This is a genomic window from Phycisphaeraceae bacterium (assembly GCA_019636555.1).
Taxonomy (GTDB): domain Bacteria; phylum Planctomycetota; class Phycisphaerae; order Phycisphaerales; family UBA1924; genus JAFEBO01.
In genome coordinates this window covers 679,570-700,414 of the sequence record JAHBXH010000001.1, presented here as the reverse complement: position 1 = coordinate 700,414, position 20,845 = coordinate 679,570, and the positions used below count along the sequence as shown (strand labels likewise).

The 20,845-nt window shown below is 62.3% G+C and carries 21 protein-coding genes and 1 tRNA gene; 10 read left to right on the top strand and 12 right to left on the bottom strand.

Annotated elements, in window-relative coordinates; all coding sequences use genetic code 11:
* Positions 1 to 57 precede the first annotated feature (57 nt).
* Positions 58 to 1,659, bottom strand: coding sequence for a DUF1254 domain-containing protein (locus tag KF691_02935; protein MBX3388393.1), 1,602 nt, complete (start codon positions 1,657 to 1,659; stop codon positions 58 to 60).
* 162 nt (positions 1,660 to 1,821) lie between these two features.
* Entirely contained in the window at positions 1,822 to 2,814 is a 993-nt protein-coding gene (locus tag KF691_02930) for a haloacid dehalogenase-like hydrolase (protein MBX3388392.1), read from the bottom strand.
* A 557-nt stretch (positions 2,815 to 3,371) separates the two neighbouring features.
* Here KF691_02930 and KF691_02925 point away from each other — a divergent pair.
* A complete protein-coding gene (locus KF691_02925; protein ID MBX3388391.1) occupies positions 3,372 to 3,563 on the top strand; it encodes a hypothetical protein in 192 nt (63 codons plus the stop codon).
* 554 nt (positions 3,564 to 4,117) lie between these two features.
* Complete coding sequence (gene speA, locus KF691_02920; GenBank protein ID MBX3388390.1) at positions 4,118 to 6,280, top strand: biosynthetic arginine decarboxylase; 2,163 nt, start codon at positions 4,118 to 4,120, stop codon at positions 6,278 to 6,280.
* Positions 6,281 to 6,339: 59 nt separating this feature from the next.
* Here speA and KF691_02915 read toward each other — a convergent pair whose 3' ends face one another.
* The 3 genes from KF691_02915 to KF691_02905 are packed head-to-tail and all read right to left on the bottom strand — an operon-like array spanning position 6,340 to position 7,684.
* Positions 6,340 to 6,675, bottom strand: a complete 336-nt coding sequence (locus tag KF691_02915; GenBank protein MBX3388389.1) for a helix-turn-helix transcriptional regulator — start codon at positions 6,673 to 6,675, stop codon at positions 6,340 to 6,342.
* Positions 6,675 to 7,031 carry a type II toxin-antitoxin system RelE/ParE family toxin gene (locus KF691_02910; protein MBX3388388.1) on the bottom strand — a complete coding sequence of 119 codons (357 nt, stop codon included), beginning with the start codon at positions 7,029 to 7,031 and terminating at the stop codon, positions 6,675 to 6,677. The genes KF691_02915 and KF691_02910 overlap by 1 nt, the downstream gene beginning before the upstream one ends.
* Before the next feature lie 50 nt (positions 7,032 to 7,081).
* Positions 7,082 to 7,684 (bottom strand): hypothetical protein, encoded by a 603-nt coding sequence (locus tag KF691_02905; GenBank protein MBX3388387.1) that lies wholly within the window; start codon positions 7,682 to 7,684, stop codon positions 7,082 to 7,084.
* An 82-nt stretch (positions 7,685 to 7,766) separates the two neighbouring features.
* Between KF691_02905 and KF691_02900 the strand changes: the two genes are divergently transcribed.
* Positions 7,767 to 8,402, top strand: coding sequence for a hypothetical protein (locus KF691_02900; protein MBX3388386.1), 636 nt, complete (start codon positions 7,767 to 7,769; stop codon positions 8,400 to 8,402).
* 85 nt (positions 8,403 to 8,487) lie between these two features.
* Here the strand turns inward: KF691_02900 and KF691_02895 are convergent, their stop codons facing one another.
* The gene (locus KF691_02895) at positions 8,488 to 10,527 is read right to left on the bottom strand and encodes a hypothetical protein (protein MBX3388385.1); all 2,040 of its coding nucleotides are present in this window, start codon (positions 10,525 to 10,527) and stop codon (positions 8,488 to 8,490) included.
* A 36-nt stretch (positions 10,528 to 10,563) separates the two neighbouring features.
* Here KF691_02895 and trpE point away from each other — a divergent pair, with 36 nt between their 5' ends.
* The 3 genes from trpE to KF691_02880 are packed head-to-tail and all read left to right on the top strand — an operon-like array spanning position 10,564 to position 12,738.
* The gene (gene trpE / locus KF691_02890) at positions 10,564 to 12,186 is read left to right on the top strand and encodes an anthranilate synthase component I (protein ID MBX3388384.1); all 1,623 of its coding nucleotides are present in this window, start codon (positions 10,564 to 10,566) and stop codon (positions 12,184 to 12,186) included.
* Entirely contained in the window at positions 12,186 to 12,485 is a 300-nt protein-coding gene (locus KF691_02885) for a nucleotidyltransferase family protein (protein MBX3388383.1), read from the top strand. The genes trpE and KF691_02885 overlap by 1 nt, the downstream gene beginning before the upstream one ends.
* The gene (locus KF691_02880) at positions 12,475 to 12,738 is read left to right on the top strand and encodes a DUF86 domain-containing protein (protein MBX3388382.1); all 264 of its coding nucleotides are present in this window, start codon (positions 12,475 to 12,477) and stop codon (positions 12,736 to 12,738) included. Before KF691_02885 ends, KF691_02880 begins: the two co-directional genes overlap by 11 nt.
* Before the next feature lie 136 nt (positions 12,739 to 12,874).
* Here the strand turns inward: KF691_02880 and KF691_02875 are convergent, their stop codons facing one another.
* The 5 genes from KF691_02875 to KF691_02855 all read right to left on the bottom strand — a co-directional run bounded on the left by KF691_02875 (position 12,875) and on the right by KF691_02855 (position 15,816).
* On the bottom strand, positions 12,875 to 13,147 hold the full coding sequence (locus tag KF691_02875; GenBank protein ID MBX3388381.1) for an HPr family phosphocarrier protein: 273 nt from the start codon (positions 13,145 to 13,147) through the stop codon (positions 12,875 to 12,877).
* 41 nt (positions 13,148 to 13,188) lie between these two features.
* Positions 13,189 to 13,668: a PTS sugar transporter subunit IIA gene (locus KF691_02870; protein MBX3388380.1), complete on the bottom strand. Its 480-nt coding sequence runs from the start codon at positions 13,666 to 13,668 to the stop codon at positions 13,189 to 13,191.
* Positions 13,669 to 13,767: 99 nt separating this feature from the next.
* A complete protein-coding gene (gene raiA / locus KF691_02865; protein MBX3388379.1) occupies positions 13,768 to 14,076 on the bottom strand; it encodes a ribosome-associated translation inhibitor RaiA in 309 nt (102 codons plus the stop codon).
* 182 nt (positions 14,077 to 14,258) lie between these two features.
* Positions 14,259 to 14,332 (bottom strand) — tRNA-Ile (locus KF691_02860).
* An 83-nt stretch (positions 14,333 to 14,415) separates the two neighbouring features.
* Positions 14,416 to 15,816, bottom strand: a complete 1,401-nt coding sequence (locus KF691_02855) for an MFS transporter (GenBank protein ID MBX3388378.1) — start codon at positions 15,814 to 15,816, stop codon at positions 14,416 to 14,418.
* 37 nt (positions 15,817 to 15,853) lie between these two features.
* Between KF691_02855 and holA the strand changes: the two genes are divergently transcribed.
* Positions 15,854 to 16,864, top strand: coding sequence for a DNA polymerase III subunit delta (gene holA / locus KF691_02850; protein MBX3388377.1), 1,011 nt, complete (start codon positions 15,854 to 15,856; stop codon positions 16,862 to 16,864).
* A gap of 80 nt (positions 16,865 to 16,944) precedes the next feature.
* On the opposite strand, the gene KF691_02845 is transcribed toward holA, so the two are convergent.
* Positions 16,945 to 17,880 (bottom strand): aldo/keto reductase, encoded by a 936-nt coding sequence (locus KF691_02845; protein MBX3388376.1) that lies wholly within the window; start codon positions 17,878 to 17,880, stop codon positions 16,945 to 16,947.
* Between the two features lie 227 nt (positions 17,881 to 18,107).
* Between KF691_02845 and KF691_02840 the strand changes: the two genes are divergently transcribed.
* From KF691_02840 to KF691_02830, 3 genes are all read left to right on the top strand, one after another.
* The gene (locus KF691_02840; GenBank protein MBX3388375.1) at positions 18,108 to 18,944 is read left to right on the top strand and encodes a sulfite exporter TauE/SafE family protein; all 837 of its coding nucleotides are present in this window, start codon (positions 18,108 to 18,110) and stop codon (positions 18,942 to 18,944) included.
* A gap of 7 nt (positions 18,945 to 18,951) precedes the next feature.
* A complete protein-coding gene (locus KF691_02835; protein ID MBX3388374.1) occupies positions 18,952 to 19,386 on the top strand; it encodes a DUF1634 domain-containing protein in 435 nt (144 codons plus the stop codon).
* Positions 19,387 to 19,481: 95 nt separating this feature from the next.
* Positions 19,482 to 20,576 carry a hypothetical protein gene (locus KF691_02830; GenBank protein MBX3388373.1) on the top strand — a complete coding sequence of 365 codons (1,095 nt, stop codon included), beginning with the start codon at positions 19,482 to 19,484 and terminating at the stop codon, positions 20,574 to 20,576.
* Positions 20,577 to 20,845 lie beyond the last annotated feature (269 nt).

Here is a 20,845-nt window from a genome sequence, read left to right as displayed (position 1 = left end):
CGAATGAAGAACAATCAAATCGAAAGACGGACGATCGGCGAGCGAATTCACTCGGGGTTACTTCACCAGTTCGATTTCGCTTGGGCGCCACGACTTGTCGAAAAACGGTTCGAGCGGGCTGTAGAGGCGGAGGATGACGAACCACCCCTTGGCGGGATCGGTCTGGATCCAGTTGCCGCGCTTGACGCCTTCGGGCTGCGACGGCGAGAAGTAGACGGTGGTCGAGCCATCGGCGGCGGGTTCTGCCGCGGGACTCGGATAATTCTGGCTTCCGGCGCGCGGGTATTTCTGCGGCGTCTGAAGCATCGAACGCGACATGTTGTCGTAGAGCGTGAACGACCAGAAGTTTGCCTCGGGGATCCCCTTGGGCAATGTCACTTTGTACGTCTTGCTGCCGTCGAAAAACTGTTTGTTCGCGTCCTTGGTCGCGAGCAGGTACTGCGAACCGATGCCCGTCAGCGTCATCGCCATCGCGGGCGTGATGCCGGTGACGCCGTAGAAGAAATTGGTGCGGGCGTTGAGCGTGCGGTAACCCGTCGGGGGCGTGATCTTGATGCCTTCGCGGGTGATGCGCGGGATGGGCGTCTCGAACTGGTAGCCGGTCTCGAAGAGGTAATTGAACCAGGAAGAATTCGGGTAGTAGAACCAGGTCGGATCGCGCGGGTCCATGAAAAGAGTGCGCGACATGGCGTTGGCCTGCGCGGCGGCCTCGTTCAGGATTTTCTTCATGCGCGCGTCGGGCGCGAAGGGCTTGCCTTTCACGATGCCGACTGCCGCGAGAGGCCCCATGAGCTCGGCGTCGAGCGATGTCGCGGGTTCTTCCTGGACCACCTCATTCAGAACCTCGAAGAAGGTGTAGTCGGTCGGCGGCACCGTGTTCATGGTCTTGCCGCTGCCTTCGTGGAAGACGGTCTCGGGCGGCTGGTCGGGTCGCGAAAGGGGCGCTTTGCCGGCGAGGAACTGGGCGATGGGTGTACCGACGCCGCCGGCCCGATAGGGATAGACCTTTGTGAATTTGCGGATCGTGTCGGCGGGAGCTTTCGGATCGGACTTGTTCTCGAGGAATGAGCGGCCGAACCAGAGAACTTTGTTGGTCTTCGCGTGGGCGACGAAGAAGCCGCCGTCGGGCAGATCGTCCTCGTACCCCGGCGGCACGATGACGTACTTGCCGCCTTCACCCCGGTCGCCGCCCGGTAAGCCGATGTCGGTCACCCAGCGGAACCAGTGATCGTCGATCGTTCCGAGAAAACGCGGCGGAACTTCCAGCACCATCGGACCCTTGGAGAGGTCGAGCACCCCCATTGCGTACACGGTGTCGGCGTTGGCGGTCAAAAAGAGCGAGTGCGAATCCATCAGGTCGGAGAAGATCATCACTTCGTTGTCTTTGACCCCTGCGTCTCTCAATCCCTTGGCGGCCGCCTGGATGCTGACACCGCACATGGTGTCGAGGAAGGCACGCACTGCGTGGGAGCGATCGAGCGCGTCGTACGCGGAGTCGGCGGACGACTTGCTCGGAATGCCGTCCTTGAACTCGAAGGTGCCGATGCTTGTCTCGACCTTGTCGGGGGTCACGAGACTCTGCGGGATCGGCGCGAACTGGGCGGATGCCGCGGCACCGACGATTGAAATCAGAAGTGCCGATGCGTGCTTGGTGTACATTTTTCGCTCTCCTTGAGGAATGTGACCGTGGTGACGCTGAGGCCGCGCAGGGCGGATAGTACAGGCGAAGTCCGATGCGTGTGTGAAGAAAGGTTCGCACGGGAGCGCGTCGCGCGTTTCTTCACAAAGCACGGGCGCGACGATCCCGGCGCTCAATCGGTTTCACTTTGGAGCGCCGGGCTTCTCGAACTGGAAGATCTGCTTCCAGTCATCTTTCATGCTGACGACGATCCAGCCGCGGGTGGGTGCTTCGTCGAGCGCTTTGTCGAGTCTGCCCACCGATGAATCGCGGTCGTAGGCGTACTCGCGCACGGCGTCGGTGTGGTGAACGATGAGGCCGAAGCGGGGTCCGCCGTTCATGGTGGTCCATTCGAGCATCTCGCGATCGCCGTCGGAATTGCCGAAGGCCATGAGCGGTCGCCGGCCGATGCGCGAGTTGATACCGGCGGGCTTTCCGGGCCCGTCGTCGATGAAATCGATCTCGGGAAGACGTTCGAGCACGGGCTTGCCATCTTTCATTTCGTACTTGGTCTTGATGCTGCTGCCGACGACTTTCTGAGGCGGAATCCCGTATGTCTGCTCGGTCCAGGGACGCATGAATTCGACGCCGCCGCCGGAGACGATGTAGGCCTGGAAGCCGTTGTCGCGCAAGTAGTGCATCAGCTCCAGCATGGGCTGATAGATGCACTTGGTGTAGGGCTGCTTGAAACGCGGATGCTCGGACTTGGCGATCCAGTCTTTCACAATCTGCTCGAACTCGGCGGTTGTGGTGCCGGCGTGTGTCGCCATGACCAGTTCGACCAGGGCTTTTTCACCGCCCGCGAGCGCCGCCTTGAGGTTGTTCGAGAGAATCGACTTGAAGGGCTCCTTTTCGTTCCACTCGGGATGCTGTGGGGCGAGTTCTTTGACACGGTCGAGCGCGAAGACTGCCTGCACATAGTTGGGCTTTTCGCACCAGAGCGTGCCGTCGTTATCGAAGGTGGCGATGCGTTCTTCGGGCTTGATGAATTGGGGCGAGCCCTCCTTGGTGACTTTCTCGACGAAGGCGATGATCGCTTTTTTCGGCTCGGTGTCGTTCCACGATGGAAGCGGATCGGCAGCGCGACTAAGCGGGGCGAGGAGGAGCAACGCGGACAGCAGAATGGTTCGAAGCATGTGTGCCTCCGTTGGTCGATCGAGTCTACCCGCGTTAGGAAGTGTCGCCCGAGCGGTTCGCAGGCCGCGGACGATGGGTGAACAGGGGCAGATTCGGGGCGTGCATGAGAGCGTGTTTCGATGGGGAGCTTGCGCGACCCTGGAACGGCGCGATCAGATTGCGCTCGCGATAGAGGTTGTGCGGCGGGAGCGATCGATCGCACCGTTGCAGTGATCGGGACTTGCGATTTGGATTCCGACTCGGGAACGGAATCCGATTGCGGGGCGACGTGTTGATCGGGACTGGAACGAGCGGCCTGCGGCTGTGGTGAGGGCGGTCTCGGTGTGGGCGTCGCTTGCTTGGGCTCCTCGCGGTCGCGATCCGAGCGCGGCACTTGGGAAGCCTTTCCGCTTGACTTGGTGTTTCGAAGGATCGCGTCGGCGGCGCGGCGGCGTGATTCGCAGGTGCGGACCGAGTTGTCGGGTCGGGAGATGAGGCAGTCGAGTGCGTTGAGCGCGCGGCGGCGGCTGATGAGCGAATCCATCTCGTAGCGGAGGCGCTCGACACGGATGGCTGCGTGCATGGCCTCGAGGCCGGCCTCGCAGCTGAGGATGTCGGTGACTTCGCGGAAAGAGAGTTCGTGGATTGCGGCGATCCGGTCGATGTGGGTGCCGCGGACGAAAAACTCGTCAAAGACCTGCGCGAACATGGGATGGATGGGGTGCATGGGTGGACTCCGACATTCGCGGTTTGTGCGAGGCATCTCTAATGAGGGGCGAGGGAGCGCGTTTGGCCTGCAAATCCTGTCGGTGAGGGGGCACCAACTCGGCGGTAAGTGCTTTGGGGAGCGGCGAAAAGAAAAAAGTCGCGGAGTAGCGAGATCGAGACTTGGGACGGACTGCTTTGGCTCTCCAAACCGGCAACTGCGCGATCGGTCCGAGCGGAAACTGGGCGCGGCATGGACCAACTGGCGCATGGAAAGTTGTCGGGTATTCAGACCAGAATCGGGTGAGATCGCCGTCGTGGAGGCTGCGACGGCACCGGAGTTGCAAAGGCGGATGAGCGTGAAGACGATCGGAGCAGCACCACTGCCGGCATCTGTTTCATGCCCGGAGCTGACGAGACAGGCGCGCGGCGAGCGCATAGAGAATTGGCGGTGCGATTTCGGATTGCTCTCGCATTGACAGCGCAGGCACGCTATCTTTTTGTAGCGGCGCGAGTTGGATGCCGCGGCGGAGACGCCGGAAGCGCACGGATGTGCTTCCCAAAGAGTGTGTTTGACTCGGTTGTGTGGAGCAAGCCGGTGCGCGGAGCGCATCGGGGATGGAGAGTTCCATCGGTACGGAGACGGACGCGTCGGGATTTCATTTCGCACAGGTTCGACGGATCCGCGGCAAGCGGGACGAATCGAACACGGGGAGCCGCGGAAGCGCGGCAGAGAAGCAGATGGCAACGGTGACGACGGCGAGCGGCGCGAATCTCACTTCGGTGAAGGTCGGAGTGCCGGGGATGGAGACGGAACAGCAGGCCGCGAAGCGTCCGTGGACGATCGAGGACGCGGAAAAGATCTACGGGATCCGCAACTGGGGCGACGGCTACTTCGGGGTCAACGCCGAGGGGCATCTGTTCGTGATGCCGGAGCGCGACCCCAAGCGGCAGATCGATCTGCACGAGGTGATCGAGGGGCTGCGCGAGCGCGAAATCGGGACGCCGGTGATCATCCGGATGCGCGACCTGCTCAAGCACCGGCTGCAGGAGATCCGCGGGGCGTTCGACAACGCGATCAAGGAGCATCAGTACACGGGCGTGTACAGCTGCATCTTTCCGATCAAGGTGAATCAGCAGCGCCAGCTTTGTGAGGAAGTGCGCGATCTTGGCGCACAGCTCGGGTTCGGTCTTGAGGCCGGAAGCAAACCGGAATTGCTGGCGGTGCTCGGGCTGACCGAGAACCTGCCTCAGATGCCGATCGTGTGCAACGGGTTCAAGGACAGCGAGTTCATCGAAACAGTGATCCTGGCCACCAAGCTCGGGCGCCACATCATCCCCGTCGTCGAGCGCATAACCGATCTCGAGCTCATCGTGAAGCACGCGAAGCGGTACGGCGTGCGCCCGAAGATCGGCGTGCGCGCCAAGCCGAGCGCGCAGGGGAGCGGGCGCTGGGAGTCTTCCGGCGGCATGCGCTCGAAGTTCGGCCTGACCGTGTCGGAGCTGCTGCACTCGCTCGAGTTCCTGAAGAAGCACGACATGGCGGATTGCCTGAACATGATCCACTTCCACATCGGGAGTCAGGTCGGCGATATCCGCAACATCAAGGCGGCGGTGAACGAGCTTGCGCACATCTATGTGGAGCTCAAGAAACTCGGCGCGGGGCTGGACACGATCGACGTGGGCGGGGGGATGGGGATTGATTACGACGGGAGCCAGTCGGACAGCCTTTCGAGCGTGAACTACAGCGTGGCGGAATATGCCGCGGACATCGTGTATCGAATCAAGAGCGTGTGCGACGCGGCGGAACTGCCCCACCCGCGGATTCTGTCGGAATCGGGTCGCGCGATGGTCGCTCATTCATCGCTGCTGATCGTGGACGTTCTGGGCAAGACCAATTTCCCGAGCGATCCGGACATGCCGGCGCTCAAGAAGCTGATGCGCGAGGAAAAGCAGAAGCCGCAGCCGGTGATCGAACTGGTGGATGCGTTTGAGTCGCTGGCGCAGCCGAAGGTGAACCTGGTCGAGGCGTATCACGACGCGGTGCAGGCGCGTGACGAAGCGATGAGTCTGTTCAACCTGGGGTACATGTCGCTGAAGATGCGGGCGAGCGCGGAGCGCATGTTCTGGGCGATCGGAAGGAAGATTCTGGCGCTGGCGACGGCGAAGGGAGAGTTGCCGGACGATCTCATTGATCTGCCGCAGGTGTTGAGTGACATCTATTACGTGAACTTCAGCGTGTTCCAGAGCCTGCCGGATCACTGGGCGATCGACCAGTTGTTCCCGATCTGTCCGATCCACCGGCTGAACGAGGAGCCGCTGCGCCGGGCGATCATCGCGGACATCACCTGCGATTCGGACGGGCAGGTGGACAAGTTCTGCGACAAGAGAACGCTGAGCAAGCCGGTGCTGGAGTTGCACGATCTCAACTACAACAACGGCGATCACAAGCCGCAGCCGTATTACCTTGGCATGTTCCTGCTCGGCGCGTATCAGGAGGTGCTGGGAGATCTGCACAACCTGTACGGCGACACGCACGTGGTGCACGTGAGCTTCGACGATTCGCCGGGCGTGGGCGACTGGGACCTTGATGAGGTGGTCGAGGGCGACACGGTGAAAGAAGTGCTCGCGTATGTGCAGTACGACCATGAGGATCTGATCAAGGCGATGAGGCGGGACGTGGAGCGCGCTGTGAAAGCGGGGACGCTGGCGGTGTCGGAAGGGCAGAGCCTGCTCAAGTTTTATGATCAGGGGATGGAGGGGTATACGTACCTGGAGTGAGTGGAGCGGCGCTCGGAGCACATGACGCACGGATGTTCAAGCGGCGCGACTTCTCGTCGCTATCCAGCTTTTCTTTCGGAATCGCCGAGCGCCGAGACCTGATCGATTTCGAACTTTCTGCCGCCGGAAAACGTGGCTGTCAGGTGCAACTCGCCGCCGAGTGCTTCGATGTATTTGCGAAGCGTGGTGAGGTACATGTCGGCGGAATTCTCCAGCTTGGAGACATTGCCCTGGCCGTTGTCCAGTTTTTCCGCCAGCTCGGCTTGGGTCATTCCGATGGCTTTTCGGATTTCGGCAAGGGGCATGCTTTCGAGCGATTGCTTCACGCGCGCATCGACGCGCTCGCGGGTCGCGCGGCTCATTTTCGCCTTGAGATCTTTCCACTTGCGCGCCATTACAACAGCCCTTCCCTCTTCAACTGCTCAAGATGTTCTCCGTACAGCCGGTCGGCCTCCGGAATGAATTGCTCATAGAAACGGTCTTCTCCCTGCTTGCAGCCCCCGATCAGCAGGATCGCGCAGCGGCGCGGATCGAACGCGAACAAAGTTCTGTACGGACGGCCGGCGTGCTGCGTGCGAAGTTCCTTCATGTTGCTGAACCTCGAACCCTTGACGGTGTCGGCCTTGGGGCGTCCGAGCCCCGGACCGAGCTGCTCGAGAAGTTCGATGTCGTGGGCAAGCGACTCCTGTTCTTCTTCGGACAGTGACGCCCACCACTCGCCGAATTCGTCGGTGTATTCGACCTCCCATATGCAATTATACCTTTTCCGAGATATATGTCAAGATGTATTTTCTCGCTGGGTTATCGGGAACCGGAATCTGCAATTCTCGAGAAGCGGCGAACTCGGTCGCCCCACCACTCCTTTGCTTTCGCGACCTTGGCCGCGGTGCCGAGCTTCTCGTGCTGCAGGCCCATCTGACACTTGACAGTGCCGTCTTTGGATTTCTTTTCGGTGAGCCAGACACTGATCGACTTGGTTCCCGGTTCCTGGATCTTCGCGTCGCCGTTCCAGGTGGCGCGGATGCTCTTTGGGGGCGAGACCTTGTGGACGACGATGTCGTCACCGAGCCACTTCTTTTTGAGCGAGGGCTTCGACCACGCGTTGATGATGTCGGCGGCGGAGCATTCGAACGTGCGGGAGATGCTCGCGGAGAAGCCGTCGGCCTTTTGATTTACTTTGCGAAGACCCCGGGCGCGTTCATATTCGACGACGACCATTTGGCACCACCAGCCAGGAATCTTGTGATTGTCGTAGAGGTGTTCTGCCGCGGCCTTGTGGCCTTTTTTCTTGACATCGAACTTGTCGAGCACTTTGAACCAGTGCTTGGAATCGTGACCGGTGGCCTTGGCGATCGCGGCGTCGGAGATGGCGCGGCGGGCTGATTTCCGCGATGTATTCGGCATCGCGGCATGATACCGAAGGCGGTGATGCGTGCACTCGTAAGAGTGGCGCTAGCATTTTGCGGCGTCAGCAAAGGGGGGTTGCATGCTTTGCAGCGGCAATCTGTGCTCCGGCGAGGGCGGGCGTGTGCCGTTTGGCATTTCACTCTTCATCGCGCTGACTATCACTCTCATTTCGGTCGGCGTGCTGGTGATCGCCGGCGCGACGAAATTCGGCTTCGGGATCTTTCTGCCGCTGTTCGCCGGACCGCTCGCGTTTGGTGTGCTCAGAATCCCCGCGGCGGCGCGGGTTCACCCGGCGTGGCCGCTGATCGGATTCCCGATCATGATCGGGTTGACAATCTTCTGCACGGTCTTCCTTGGAGCGACACGCGGTCCGTCTTCGGGGGGCGGGTGCGGCACGATGTTCTGGCTGCTGCCGGTGCTGTACGCCTCCACGCTCAACGGCAAATCGAAGTGCGAGAGCAGCCGTGTCATGTTGCGGCTCGCGACACTGGCCGTTGGCATCGGGGTGCTCGCGTTCTTCGGCATTGCGATGTGGCGAGTTTGGGAGGCGTGGCAAAGCGGAGCGGGTCCGGCGTACGCGGCGATCGGTGATCGTGTGAATATCGCGGCGATCTGGATGGGCGTCATGATTCTGGTGGGCGCTGCTTCGGTGCTCACAAGGCCGCTGCGGATCGAGGATGACCAAGATCGATCTCAGACGCCGATGGAATATTGAGAGAAGACGTGAGCCCCGGTTCGGAGGCAGTATCGCGTCCGGGGTTGCCGACTTGAAGACACACCGCCCGGAAGGGCGGTGCCACTTAGCGTCGGCCCTTGCGCATCTCTTCGATCGCGCGCTGGGCTTTCTTTTTGAGATGCGGCTCGGTCTGCTGCGCGGCGACGGACTCGATCATGCTGTTTGCCGAAGCGAAATCGAAGACCTGCGCCCAGGCGCGGCCCAGTTCGATGAGATCGTCGTCGAGCTGCTCGGGGCGGAGATTCTGGCGGAGCAGGTCGAGCGTGCCGGCTTCTGGCGGGCTGATCCGTGAGCGCAGCGAGATCGAGCATGCTTCCCAGAGATAGTCGCGGAGCATCTGGGCGTCGGTGGACTTGTCGTCGGGTTTTAGGTTGAACGCCTTGAAGAAACCGACGGCGTCGGCCGTGCGTCCGGCGCGAACGAGCGGAGGAACGGCGGCTTTGGCGACGGCGAGATTGATCGCGGCGGGGCGATCACGCAGGAGCGCGGAGGCGAACTTGATCGCCATTTCTTCATCGCCCGCGAGGACGAAGGCGCGGATCGCGCCGGCAAAGTCTCCTTTGCGGACGAGATCGGCGGCATCGGCTTTCGGGTTCTTTGCGCCTTCCAGCGCGAGCGGCGTCGTTGATCTCGGGCCGATCGCGCCGGGCGTGACGGTCGCGAGCGGATCGCCGACGACGGTGAGCTTCCACGCGGGGCCCATGTCGCGGCGCGCGGCGCCGGAGAAGACGGCGTTTTTCGCGAGCAACTCGGCGACCTGCGGACAGGGAGTGAACGCGGCGAGCGTGGGCTCGTTGACCGAGCCGTAGTAGAGATAAACGCCTCGCTCGAGCCAGCGCCCGCCGATGGTGGCGCGCGAGCCGGGAGATTGCAAAGACCATGAGTGGATGAGGTGGAGCGCGGCGGGGCGGAGCAGATAGGGCACGTCGCCGCAGTAGCCGTAGCCGCTTTCGAGTTCGAAGAAATCGGCGTTGCCCTTGGAATTGACGAAGATCAGGCCGGCGTTGAGCGGGTGTTGGGTCTTTTCGCGCCAGTTGGAGATTCCGGCGCCGGGAGATTCGGTGAGGTCGGACTTGAATGCCGCGGAGAGCGCGGATTTTGACTGTGCGAGGCTGTAGTCGCTCCACGGCGGGCTCTTGTGGTAGGTATCGAAGAGCCACACTTCGTCGTTTGAAAGAAAGAGCGGACACATCGCGCGGTAGGCGGCTTCGGACGGGTTGCCGAAGATCTGGCCGCACCACGCCCAGCGCTGCGGACCGTCGATGCGGTGGCGACCGATGCGATCGGTGAGCGCGCGCACGTCGCGCGGCGAGACCTGGATGATGTTGGGGAATGAGCCGCAGAGCGTGACGGCGTCGAGCGTGTCGCCGAGATCGCTCCAGGCAAGGCCGGACTTGGCGCAGGTGTCTTCGAGGAATTTGTCGAGCGCGCCCGCTTCCTCGGCCCCCCACCACATGTGAAGATTTCGCGGGGCTTGGGTGTCGTCGATCCAGATGATGGGCTGGCCGCGGGCGGCGGCGAGCGCGATGGCGGCGGGCCACGCGGCGTCTTTTTCGTTGGCGACGACGATGCCGGGCGGCTCGTGATCTTTTGCGGCCCAGGCTTTCTTGAGGTTTTCGATTTCAGCGGACTCGGCGTTCCAGACTTTGGCGAGCGTGCGCTCAACGGCGGCTGCGCCCGGTTCCCAGCCGCCCGGCGACTTTGGGACTTGATAGCGCACGACTTCGGTTGGCTGGAAGGCTCGGATGAAGCGCGCGATGTTGTCGGAGGCGAGGATGCTGCCGTCATCGATCAAAACGGGGAAGCGCGCTTCAGGAGTCCAGCGGCTGATCGCATCGAGGAACGATGGTCCGTCGGAGACGATGACGAGAGTCGGGATGACTTGTGCTTTTTTCTGATCGGCGCGGACGCGCTCGCCGAGCGCGATGGCGGCGCGCTGAGCGTTGGGCGTCGCGGTTGCGATCGGGAGGTCGGTGGGATTGGGGATGCGGACCGTGGCGGGATGAGGCTGCGCGGACTTGGGCTGAGCGCTCTGGGCCAGGGCGGAGGACGGGGCGAGTGCCGCGGCGAGCGCGATCAGAAACTGGATTGGCTTTGTGATCATTTTCAACAGTCTATGTTCCGCGTACGATCGCCCCTCATGGCAGGGCAGAGCTTGATTTCGGGCCTGAACCTCACGCGCGACGAGTTCGCGGCATTTGCTACTTCGCGGCGGCGGGCGGGCCTTTCGATCGCGGTGCCGCTGCAGGTCCGTCTGCTCGCCGATCAATTGACTCCTGTGCTTGCGTACCGGCGGCTGGTCGCGCCGGATGAGCGCACGGCGCCGTCATTTCTGCTCGAGTCGGTCGAGGGGGGCGATCGGCAAGGGAGGTACTCGATCCTCTCCAGCCGGCCGGTGCACCAGATCACCGGCAAGGGAAACTACGCCTCGGATGATCCGCTGGATCGGGTGCGGAAGCAAAGCGCGGCGATCCGGCTTGAGATTCCGGAGCCGAAGTCGCGGCGCGACACGCTGCCCAAAGCGTTTCTCGGGGGATGGGTGGGTTATGCGGCTTACGACGCGGTGCGGTATGCCGAGCCGGAGAAGCTGGCGACGCCGCCGATGGATGACCGGAATCTTCCGGATGTGGCGTTTTCGTTTTATGACGGCGTGGTGATCTTTGATCACGTGGACAAACTCGTGCACGTGATCCAATTGGCGATCGTTTCTCCGGATGAAGAAGCGGCGATCGCGTTCGATCGCGCGACGGCGGCGCTCGAGCGACGCGTCGAAGAGATTCAGAAACATTCGAAGCCTTTGCCCGCGGGCGTTGTCGGTGCGGACGCGCCTGCGCCCGCGCTCAAGAGCAACATGACGCGCGAGCAGCACGCGCAGATGCTCGATCGCGCGCTCGAATACATCCGCGCCGGCGATATTTTCCAGGTCGTGCTCGGGCAGCGGTTCGAGAAGCGGACGAAGGCTGATCCGTTTGATGTGTACCGGGCGCTGCGCGCGGTGAACCCGAGCCCGTACATGGTGTACATGCAGACTGGGCCGTGCATTCTGGTGGCGAGCAGCCCGGAGATTCTGTGCCGCGTGAGAAGAGAAGAGACGGAGAGAGGAAGAGACGAAGAGAAGAAGGACGCGCGATCAGGTTTTGTCGTGACGAATCGGCCGCTGGCGGGAACACGGAAGCGGGGGCAGACGCCGGAAGAGGATGCGGCGCTCGAGGCTGACTTGCTGTCTGATCAGAAGGAGCGCGCCGAGCACATCATGCTGGTGGACTTGGGCCGGAATGATGTGGGGCGAGTGGCTGAGCCGGGCACGATCGAGTTGCCCGCCGTGATGGACGTCGAGCGCTACAGCCACGTGATGCACATCAGCAGCACGGTGACGGGAAGAGTGCGCGAGGGGCTTGATTGCTGGGACGCGCTGCGCGCGGCACTGCCGGTGGGCACGATCTCGGGCGCGCCGAAGGTGCGGGCGATGCAGATCATCGATGAACTCGAGCCGATCCGGCGCGGGCCGTACGGGGGCGGGATCGGATACGTCGGGCTCGACGGCCAGATGGATATCGCGCTCGCGCTGCGCACCATGGTGATTCCGTGCGATGCGAGGAACGAGGAGGGCTGGCTGTATCACCTGCAGGCGGCGGGCGGAATCGTGGCGGATTCGAAGGCGGAGCCGGAATACCAGGAAACCGTGAACAAGGCGGCAGCGCTGGGTCGGGCGATTGCGCTGGCGGAGCAGGCGTTTGCGAGTTCACGCGATATCATTCAATAATGTCATTCTCCTCGAACATTCCCATCGAGCGGATTGCGGATGTTTGCCGCCGTCACGGAGTGTCTCGGCTTTCGCTGTTTGGCTCCGTGCTTCGCGGCGACGAGCAACCAGACAGCGACATCGATGTACTCGTGGAATTTGGACCCGATCAACGGCCGAGCTTGCTGGATCTGGGCGGGCTGCAGATGGAGTTGCAGCACGTTCTTGGCCGGACTGTTGATCTGAAGACCCCGGGATTCTTGTCGCCGCTGTTTCGCGACGAAGTGATGCGGGAGGCTCGCACGCTTTATGCCGCGTAAGACCGACCCGCTGCGCGACGACCGGATTCGATTTGAGCACATGCTTCTCGCGGCACGCGAGGCTCTGGAGTTCTCCGATGGCAAGGAGGAAGCAGACATCTTTGCCGATCGTTTGCTCGCTCGCGGATTGAAGGATTGTCTGCAGGAAATCGGCGAGGCGGCGGCAAGAGTCAGCGAACTTGGAAGAGCACGCGCGCCCGGTATCCCATGGGAGAAGATCGTGGGGATGCGTCACATTCTCGTGCACGTGTAGTACTCGCTCGATCTGCCAACGATCTGGCGAGTTATCCGCGCGGAATTACCGAGGCTTGTCGTCGAGGTCGAGAAGGCGCTCGAAGAGTGGCCACCGGCTGCAAACTAGCGGCGACGCAACGGGCTTTTTTAGAGCCTCACTCTTCGTCGAAGCCGCTCTCGACAAGTTTCTTCAGTTTCGCGATCGCGGCGTCGGCGTCGTCGCCGGTTGCGACGACATGCAGAACCGAACCCTGTGCCGCGGCGAGCATCATCATCTGCATGATCGACTTGCCGTCGACTTCGGTATCGTCCTTGCGCACGGTGATGTCGCTCGCGAAGGTCGAAGCAAGATCAACAAACGTCATCGCCGGGCGGGCGTGCAGCCCGAGGCGGTTGACGATCGCGACTTGGATTTCGACCTTTGGCATCGCGTGAGCGCCGGAAGCGGCTCGAAGAAAACCCGTGTCCGTCAGGCCGGAAGCTGCTGGTTGTCGGCATCGGTCAGAAGCTGGCGAACGTCTTCGACGCTGCCCGATTGCCGGAGCATGCGCCGGAAGGTTTCCTTCGAGAGATTCTTGAAGATGACTTCCATCGCCTGGAGATGTTCCTCGGGTTTGTCCTCGGGACTGACGAGCAAGACGACCGAGTGCACGGGCTGCTTGTCGAGGGCGTTGAAGTCGATGCCGCGCTGGGAAAGTCCGATGGCAGCGGTCATTTTGGTGATGTTCTTGTGTTTGACGTGCGGGACCGCGACGCCGCGACCGAAACCGGTCGAGCCCTTGCGCTCGCGTTCGAGCACCTTGAGCATGAGCTCGTCGCGGATCTTGGGCGAGATGGCACCCGAAGCGACGATTGCATCAATCAGTTCGGCGATTGTCTCGTCGCGCTGCGTCGAGCGCAGTTGCGGGACAATCGCGCCCGGGGCGATAAGTTGTGCGAACTTGAGCACGCGCGACACTCCTGATTCCTCGGGCCGGTCCGGTTGGACGCGTCTGGAGGGGTGGGCGGCCGCGCACGCAGGCCGACCGCGCCCGGATCGGACCGGGCCTCAACGCTTTTCGGTCTTGAGCCTTTCCTTGAACTCCGCGAGCTGGCGCGATCCCTTGTGCACGACCTCGTCGATGGCGCCATACACATCTTCCGACTTGCAATGGCTCACGAAGTCTTCGTGCTTCTCGACGTCGACCACGAGTTCGACATCGAACGATCCCTTGTGATGATGATCGATCTTGGCGATTGTGAACCTCACCGACTGAACACCGTCGTAGAACTTCGGCAGCTTCGCGGCCTTCGACTCCGCATGATCCTTGATCGCCTGTGTGATTTCCAGATTGCGTCCGATGACGTCGATCCGCATGTTGCACTCCCTCGGCCTCCGGGAAGAACACCCGGCGGCGTCGCCAATCAATCTTTGCTCCGGCTCCTCCACCGGCTTTGGAACCGGTCCCAACGACCGCTCACAAACAAATCAGGGGCGTCCTTGCGGGCCGCCCCTTTCGTCCGGAAAATCCGACGCCCAAGCGGACGTCCAACCTTCAATGGGACTGAGTGGACTCGAACCACCGACCTCACCCTTATCAGGGGTGCGCTCTAGCCAGCTGAGCTACAATCCCGAACTTTTCCCTTCCGACTCCGAAGGCGAGCCGGACCACCGGGCGATCCCGGGCCGCGAGTATACCTGCCCAAAGTCGCCGGGTCACTCCGCCGCCAAACCTGCTGTATCGGGGACCCCCACGGCGTCTTGGGCGTGCATGACCGCTTCGCCCTGATCGAGCAATCGCCGCGGAATCAGCAAAATGATGAGGCCGGAGACGACGAGCATGACCGCAAAGACGACACCCACAGTCACAAGGCTTCCATCGGTTCCGGCGTAGATCCACTGAGCGACCGGCGGACCGACGAAGGCGAGCGACCACGCGCCGCCCATCATGAGTCCCGACGCGAGGGTTGTCCGGTGGGGCAGAAGTCTTTGTGCCGCGGCAATCGAGAGCGGCATCGTCCCCGCGTATCCGCCCCCCACCAGAACGCTCAGGAGAAAGGCAGACCACATCATGTTCATGTGGGGCAGCGCGACAACGGCCAGCGCCCCGACGCACGGCGTCAGGATCATCGCAAGGCGCGCGCGGTTGTGCGGGACGAGCCAGCCGACGAGCAGCCCAAAGACTCCCATCCCGAGTCCCATCGCGGCCTGGAGCGGACCGTTGACGCCGCTGGACGCGAGCCGCAACTCGGGTGTGAGCAGCGCGGCCTTCATTTCGGGGGTGATGTGTCCTTCGATGCCGTGGCGCGCGAGCGTGTAGAGCTCGCTCCATCGGACGAGCAGCTGCACCATCGCCATGTTGACGGTGAAGCGCATCGCGTTCACCGCGTAGAGCACCCAGACGGCGCTCCATCGTGCGGCGCGCTCCTTTTTCGGGAGTGCGCGGTGCGTGGTGTGCGCGTGGGCGTGGCGGTGTGCCGAACCGTGCGTGGCCCATGCAAGGATGAGCGCGACAAGCGCGGCCGGAATAAGGCTCCAGATAAATGTCTTGATGCCGAGCGTCATCGCCCAGCGCGGCGCGGTGATCGAACCGATCGAACCGCCGAGGATCCCGGCGGCGAAGAAAATAGAAACGGCAACCGCGCGTTTCTTTCCTGCGAGGTGCCCCATCACCGCCGCGGCGGGTGGGTGGAACGCGCCGATCCCGGCCGAACCGATGATCTGGAGCAGCGCGAGCTTCCAGAAACTGTCGGCGTAACCGATCAGCCCGATCGCGAGCGCCGCGACGAGAAGCCCGATGGTTCCGAGCACGCGTGTATCGCGTTTGTCGCCGACGATCGCGACGACCGGCTGGATGACGCCGCTGGACAGCGACCCGACGGCGACGAGCATGGCTCCTTCGCCGGGCGACATGTGCGCCCGGCCTTCGAGCACGCTCAGGAGGGGGATGACGAGCGCGGAAAAGAAGTCCACCACGGCGTGCGAGAGCACGATCGCGGCGAGCTTGCCCTTGGGACTTTCTGATTTCTTCGAGATGGCTGCGGCTCTTTCCTGCTGGCTTGCCTGCTTCGACGCCGCCCGGAAGGCTCGGTTTCGCTCGCCGCAAGCAATGGACAATAGTTTTCGCAGCCCCGGCGCGATACGCTAGCCGGCGATGGCAAAGAAGGCGACAACTGCGGCGGCCCGCCGGCCGCTGGACACCGACTGCCGCGTCGTGCTGCTGATCGGGGCCGATGCGTTCATCGCGGGCGAGCACACGCAGGCGCTCAAGGAGAAACTGATCACCGAACACGGAGAGGTGGACATTCTCTCGTTCGACGGGCAGAACGCGAATCTGGCGGATGTGCTGGACGAATGCCGCAGCTTCGGGCTGATGCAGCAGCACAAGATGGTGGTTGTCGATAACGCCGACCAGTTTGTGAAGGAAGAGAAAAGGTCGCTGGTCGAGCGCTACACGCAGGAGCCGAGCGAGGGCGCGACGCTCGTGCTGCGGGCGACAAAGTGGCACAAGGGCAAGCTGGATGAGATGATCGCGGCGGTCGGCACGATCGTGCAGTGCGACGAAGTGGAAGAAGCGACGGCGGTGAACTGGGCGATCAAGCGCGCTGAGAAGCGGCACGCGGCGAAGCTCGACCTCAAAGCCGCGCAGGCGCTGGTCGAGCGCGTCGGATGCGAACTCGGAAGGATCGACTGCGAACTCGGGAAACTCGCGGTTGCCGGGAGCAAGCCCGGCGTGATTTCGGTGGAGCTGGTTTCACAGTTTGTGGGCAAGTCGCGCGAAGAAGAGGTCTGGGGAATTCAGTCCACGCTGGTTTCGGGCGACTCCCAGCAAGCGGTGGCGCACGTGCGCGATCTCATCCAGGTTTCGCGCCAACCGACGATCATGATCTTCTGGGCGATGACCGACCTTGCCCGCAAGTTGCACGGCGCGGCCCGCGGCATCCGCGCGGGCGTCAATCCTTTTGCGCTGGCGGGAGCGCTGAAACTCTGGGGGCCGAGCAAGGAGATCATCCTGCACGCGGCGGGGAAGGTTGATCCGAATTCGGCGGCGGACCTGCTCGATGCGTGCGTGAAGGCGGATGTGCGCCAGAAAACGGGACTCGGCGAGCCGGAGCGCTCGGCGGAAATCCTCGCGCTCAAGTTTGCGGAAGTGTGCGGGAGTTGAGGAAGAATCCTGTGTGCTTGGTCCTGAGTCCTGAGTCGATAGAGAGTATCTGACGCAGGATGCGCGGACACACGACCTCTTCAGGTCATGCCGCCCCAGTCGGCGAGCGCGACGGCTTTCCATCGATCTCGGATCGCCTTGAGTTGATCGGGCGAGAGCGGGCCGGGCTGCGTGAGTGCCGCGTTCTGCGACCAGCGCTCGGGCTTGCTGGTTCCGACGATCGCGACGTGCACACCCGGCTGCTGCAAGGTAAACCGCAGCGCGACGCCGACCGGGCCATCAGGCCCTTGCTTGCTGCGTGCGTCGCCGGTCGCGAACGGGTATTGCAGTTTCTGGAGGCGCTGCCAATAGACCGAGCCGTAGTCGTGCGGATCCTGGTCGTGTCGCCACGCGGCATTGGCGATCGGGCGCTTGGCGATCACGCCCATGTTGCGTTCTTTCGCTTGCGGCAAAAAGAGTTCGATGCATTCCTGATCGGCGATGTTCACCGATGTCTGCAGCGTGTCGAAGCGCCCGCATTCAACGGCGTAGAGCGCATCCTGGCGATCGCCGGAATAGCCGATGAATCGCGTCTTCCCGGCTTTCTTCGCTGCCTCGAGTCCTTCGATGCAGTTGCTCTTCTGCAGCACTTCCTTCGGACACGAGTGGAGCTGAACGAGTTCGACGTAGTCGGTTTTCAGGCGGCGAAGGCTTCGCTCGATGGAAGCGAGCACGCCATCCTTGGTCCAGCCCCACTCTTTGTCTCTTCCGTCTTCGACCCAGTGCCCGCACTTGGTGAAGAGGTAGAAGTCCTTGCGCCGGTGGCCGATCGCCCGCGCGATCTGCTCTTCCGAGTTGATGTAGCACTCGGCGGTGTCCACGACGTTGAGGCCCGCGTCGAGCGCCGCGTTGAGCAATCGTGTGACGACGGCCTCGTCGGTGCGCTCGTAGCCGATCTCGCTGCCGCCGAATCCGAGCACGGCAACGTTCAACCCCGTGTTGCCGAACGCGCGGTGCTCGATTTTGACTGGCTTCATTTCGGAACTCTCCTCTTTCGGCGCTTGAGGCTCGCCCCTCGCGGCCCAACCGCGGCTTTGGACAAGCCCTGCCGCCAAACCACCGGCGGCGGCCAACAGAGTACGGCGTGAGAGTTCGCGCATAGATCCTCCGCAGCTTTCCATTGAGCCTACCGGCAAGGGCAAGAGCCGATGCAGCGGGAGATCGAGCGGGAAGTTTGAAGAAAACTTTCGTATGCTCGCTCCTTGTGACCGCGCTCTCGTTCATCCTGCTCCTGCTTTGCTCGTCGCTGGGCGCCGGCTTTCTCGGCGCGCTCACGGGCCTGGGCGGGGGCGTGGTGATCGTGCCGATCCTGGTGCTGCTGTTCGGGGTTGATCTGCGTTTCGCGGTCGGTGCGTCGCTGGTGGCGGTGATCGCGACGAGCTCTGGCGCTGCCGCGGCGTACGTTCGCGAGGGATACACGAATATCCGCGTGGGGATTCTGCTGGAGGTCGCGACGGTGACGGGCGCGATTGTCGGGGCGATCATCGCGCAGGTCGTCAGCAAGAACACGATCGCGAGCGTCTTTGTGGTGGCGCTGTTCTGGAGCGCGTATTCGACCCTGCGTCCGCCGAAGCCTTTGCCTCCGGATGCCGAACCCGACGCGATCTCGCGGAAGTTCCGTTTGGATTCGACGTACCCGACGAAGGAGGGCATGGTCGCGTACCGGGTGCATCACGTGCCGGCGGGGGGCGTGATCATGTTTTTCGCGGGGCTGCTGAGCGCGCTCGTCGGGATCGGCAGCGGCATCGTCAAGGTCTTCGCGATGGATCGGCTGATGCGCCTTCCGTTCAAGGTGAGCACGACGACGAGCAATTTCATGATCGGCGTGACGGCCGCGGCAAGCGCGGGGATCTATCTGCAGCGCGGGCAGATTCAACCGGCGATCGCGGCGCCGGTGGCACTCGGCGCGTTGATCGGCTCGCTCGCGGGCGCGCGCGTGCTGCCCCATATTCAAACGAAGGCGCTGCGGTATGTCTTTGCGGGCGTGGTCGTGTTCGCGGGGATCGAGTTGTTGCGGCGGGTGTTGAGCAATTCTCTGTAGTGAAACGATGACGGATGCGACGAACAACGCTGCAGGATCGGCCGCGCAGAAACCGGCGAGCGGCGGCGCACCGCTGCACAAGCACGATCTCGAGGCCTCGCTCGCGACGCTGCTCACAGCCGGAACTGCGCTCGCGGCGGTCGTGCTCTGCATCGGCGGGGCGGTCTATCTGAGCGCGGACTACGGGAAGAAACTGGACTTCCGCACGTTCGAGCCGTCGGCGCACGGCAGCGTTTTCTCGGTGTTCCAAAGCGCTTTCCGGCTTGACGGCGCGGCACTCATGCAGCTCGGCGTCGTGCTGCTGATTCTGACTCCGGTGGCGCGGGTGTTCTTCACGCTGGTGGCGTTTTTATTTCGGCGCGATTGGATGTACGTCGTGGTGACGGTCATCGTGCTGAGCGTGCTGATCTACGGCCTGCTCGGAAGTGCACAATTGCACTAGGGTCTGTGCGAAGTAATCGCGCATTGCAGTTGGGAGGGCGTTTTTGTAGAATGGCCTGCCGCACCGATTCAGAGTGCGCGGGCTGGGAGGACTAGTTGATCAATCGTGCGGGCTTTGCCATCCGGGATGTGCTTGTCGGTGTCGCGGTCGTCGGGACTCTGTGCGTGCTCGCGGTGCCGACGCTCTCGCAGGTGCGGATGGATTCGGCGCGCCAGGCGTGCATCGGGAATTACCGGTTCATCGCTGAAGCTTCGTCCAGCTATGAGAACGATCATGCCGGAAACATGTGGGCGCTGAGTTGGAAGGCGGGGATGCAGAATCCGTTGATGCCAACAAACTACTTTGCTTCGGATACCGAAGCACAAAACTACGAAGCCGTGATTGTGCTTCGTCGTTTGGCGAAGTTGAGCGCTCAAGAATCTCCTGTTCCGTCGGGGTGGGTGGCCTCCCTCCTGTTTTCGCATGTCGCGCTTCTCGACTACGTCAATCTTGGATTGCCAGCGGGTTTCTATGTTTGTCCCGAAGATGGTCCTCGCCAACGCATCCTCGACGGGGATTACACCAAACTTCAGGCCGCATCGCTAAGTTGGCGATCACTCTTCACGACTTCGTATGTGCAGAGCACGTATCACTGGGGACCCAGCCGACAGACAACGGCGACAAACCCGCTCGGACAATCAGTGAAGACGCCCATGTGGTATCCGAACGCTGCTGACATCTCTACATGGATGGTCAACGGAGATTCGACCGTCAGAAATGTGAACGGACCGAAACAGACGAGCGAGGTTCGTTTTCCCGCGAGCAAGGTATTCATGTCTGACGATTACGCGCGCCACAACGGTAAGCCCCGCTACTACGCGTATCAGACTGCAGGGCAAGATTTGCTTTTCTACGACAGTTCCGTTCGGTACTTTCGAACTGACAGCACCAATCCGGGATGGGATCCGTCGTCCGCAAGTCGCCGCGGCAGCATGACATCTCGTTTTTTTCACAGCAAAAAAGCCGACTTCTGGGGCGGACTGGACAACGGAGCTTCGCAAGCTCAGTTCCAGGCCGGCTGGTACCGCTGGACGCGGGGCGGGCTCTACGGCTGGGATGTGCCGCGGCTTTCGAGCACGGTCGGCAAGTTGCCGAGCGCGAGCGTCGTTGAGAACGAGGTGGACACGAGCGCCGCGACGGGTGCCTGGTGACTCGTCCGGGAGTCAGGAAGAATTGATTGCAAATTCTCCGGATTGCTCCAAGGTCTGAGCCGGGTTATGACGCATTGGGCTTTTGAGGGCTGCCACGACGCGATCGCCGCGGCTTCGGCTCGACGAAGCTTGTCGCGCGTGCGCGTGCGAAGAACGCGCCAAGTATTCGCGATAATTTTGTGCGTGCGAAGAGAGTTCGAGGAACCATTTCCGCTCGTCGGCTCGAACGGGATTGCGGCGGGTCGAGATTCGAATTCGTGGGCCATGGG

Coding starts and splice junctions, on each gene's coding strand:
- KF691_02885 (MBX3388383.1), top strand. CDS start 12,186: ATGTCATTCTCCTCGAACATTCCCATCGAGCGGATTGCGGATGTTTGC.
- KF691_02845 (MBX3388376.1), bottom strand. CDS start 17,880: ATGAAGCCAGTCAAAATCGAGCACCGCGCGTTCGGCAACACGGGGTTG.
- KF691_02875 (MBX3388381.1), bottom strand. CDS start 13,147: ATGCCAAAGGTCGAAATCCAAGTCGCGATCGTCAACCGCCTCGGGCTG.
- KF691_02930 (MBX3388392.1), bottom strand. CDS start 2,814: ATGCTTCGAACCATTCTGCTGTCCGCGTTGCTCCTCCTCGCCCCGCTT.
- KF691_02900 (MBX3388386.1), top strand. CDS start 7,767: ATGCTTTGCAGCGGCAATCTGTGCTCCGGCGAGGGCGGGCGTGTGCCG.
- speA (MBX3388390.1), top strand. CDS start 4,118: ATGGAGAGTTCCATCGGTACGGAGACGGACGCGTCGGGATTTCATTTC.
- KF691_02935 (MBX3388393.1), bottom strand. CDS start 1,659: ATGTACACCAAGCACGCATCGGCACTTCTGATTTCAATCGTCGGTGCC.
- KF691_02880 (MBX3388382.1), top strand. CDS start 12,475: ATGCCGCGTAAGACCGACCCGCTGCGCGACGACCGGATTCGATTTGAG.
- KF691_02915 (MBX3388389.1), bottom strand. CDS start 6,675: ATGGCGCGCAAGTGGAAAGATCTCAAGGCGAAAATGAGCCGCGCGACC.
- trpE (MBX3388384.1), top strand. CDS start 10,564: ATGGCAGGGCAGAGCTTGATTTCGGGCCTGAACCTCACGCGCGACGAG.
- KF691_02905 (MBX3388387.1), bottom strand. CDS start 7,684: ATGCCGAATACATCGCGGAAATCAGCCCGCCGCGCCATCTCCGACGCC.
- raiA (MBX3388379.1), bottom strand. CDS start 14,076: ATGCGGATCGACGTCATCGGACGCAATCTGGAAATCACACAGGCGATC.
- KF691_02835 (MBX3388374.1), top strand. CDS start 18,952: ATGACGGATGCGACGAACAACGCTGCAGGATCGGCCGCGCAGAAACCG.
- holA (MBX3388377.1), top strand. CDS start 15,854: ATGGCAAAGAAGGCGACAACTGCGGCGGCCCGCCGGCCGCTGGACACC.
- KF691_02895 (MBX3388385.1), bottom strand. CDS start 10,527: ATGATCACAAAGCCAATCCAGTTTCTGATCGCGCTCGCCGCGGCACTC.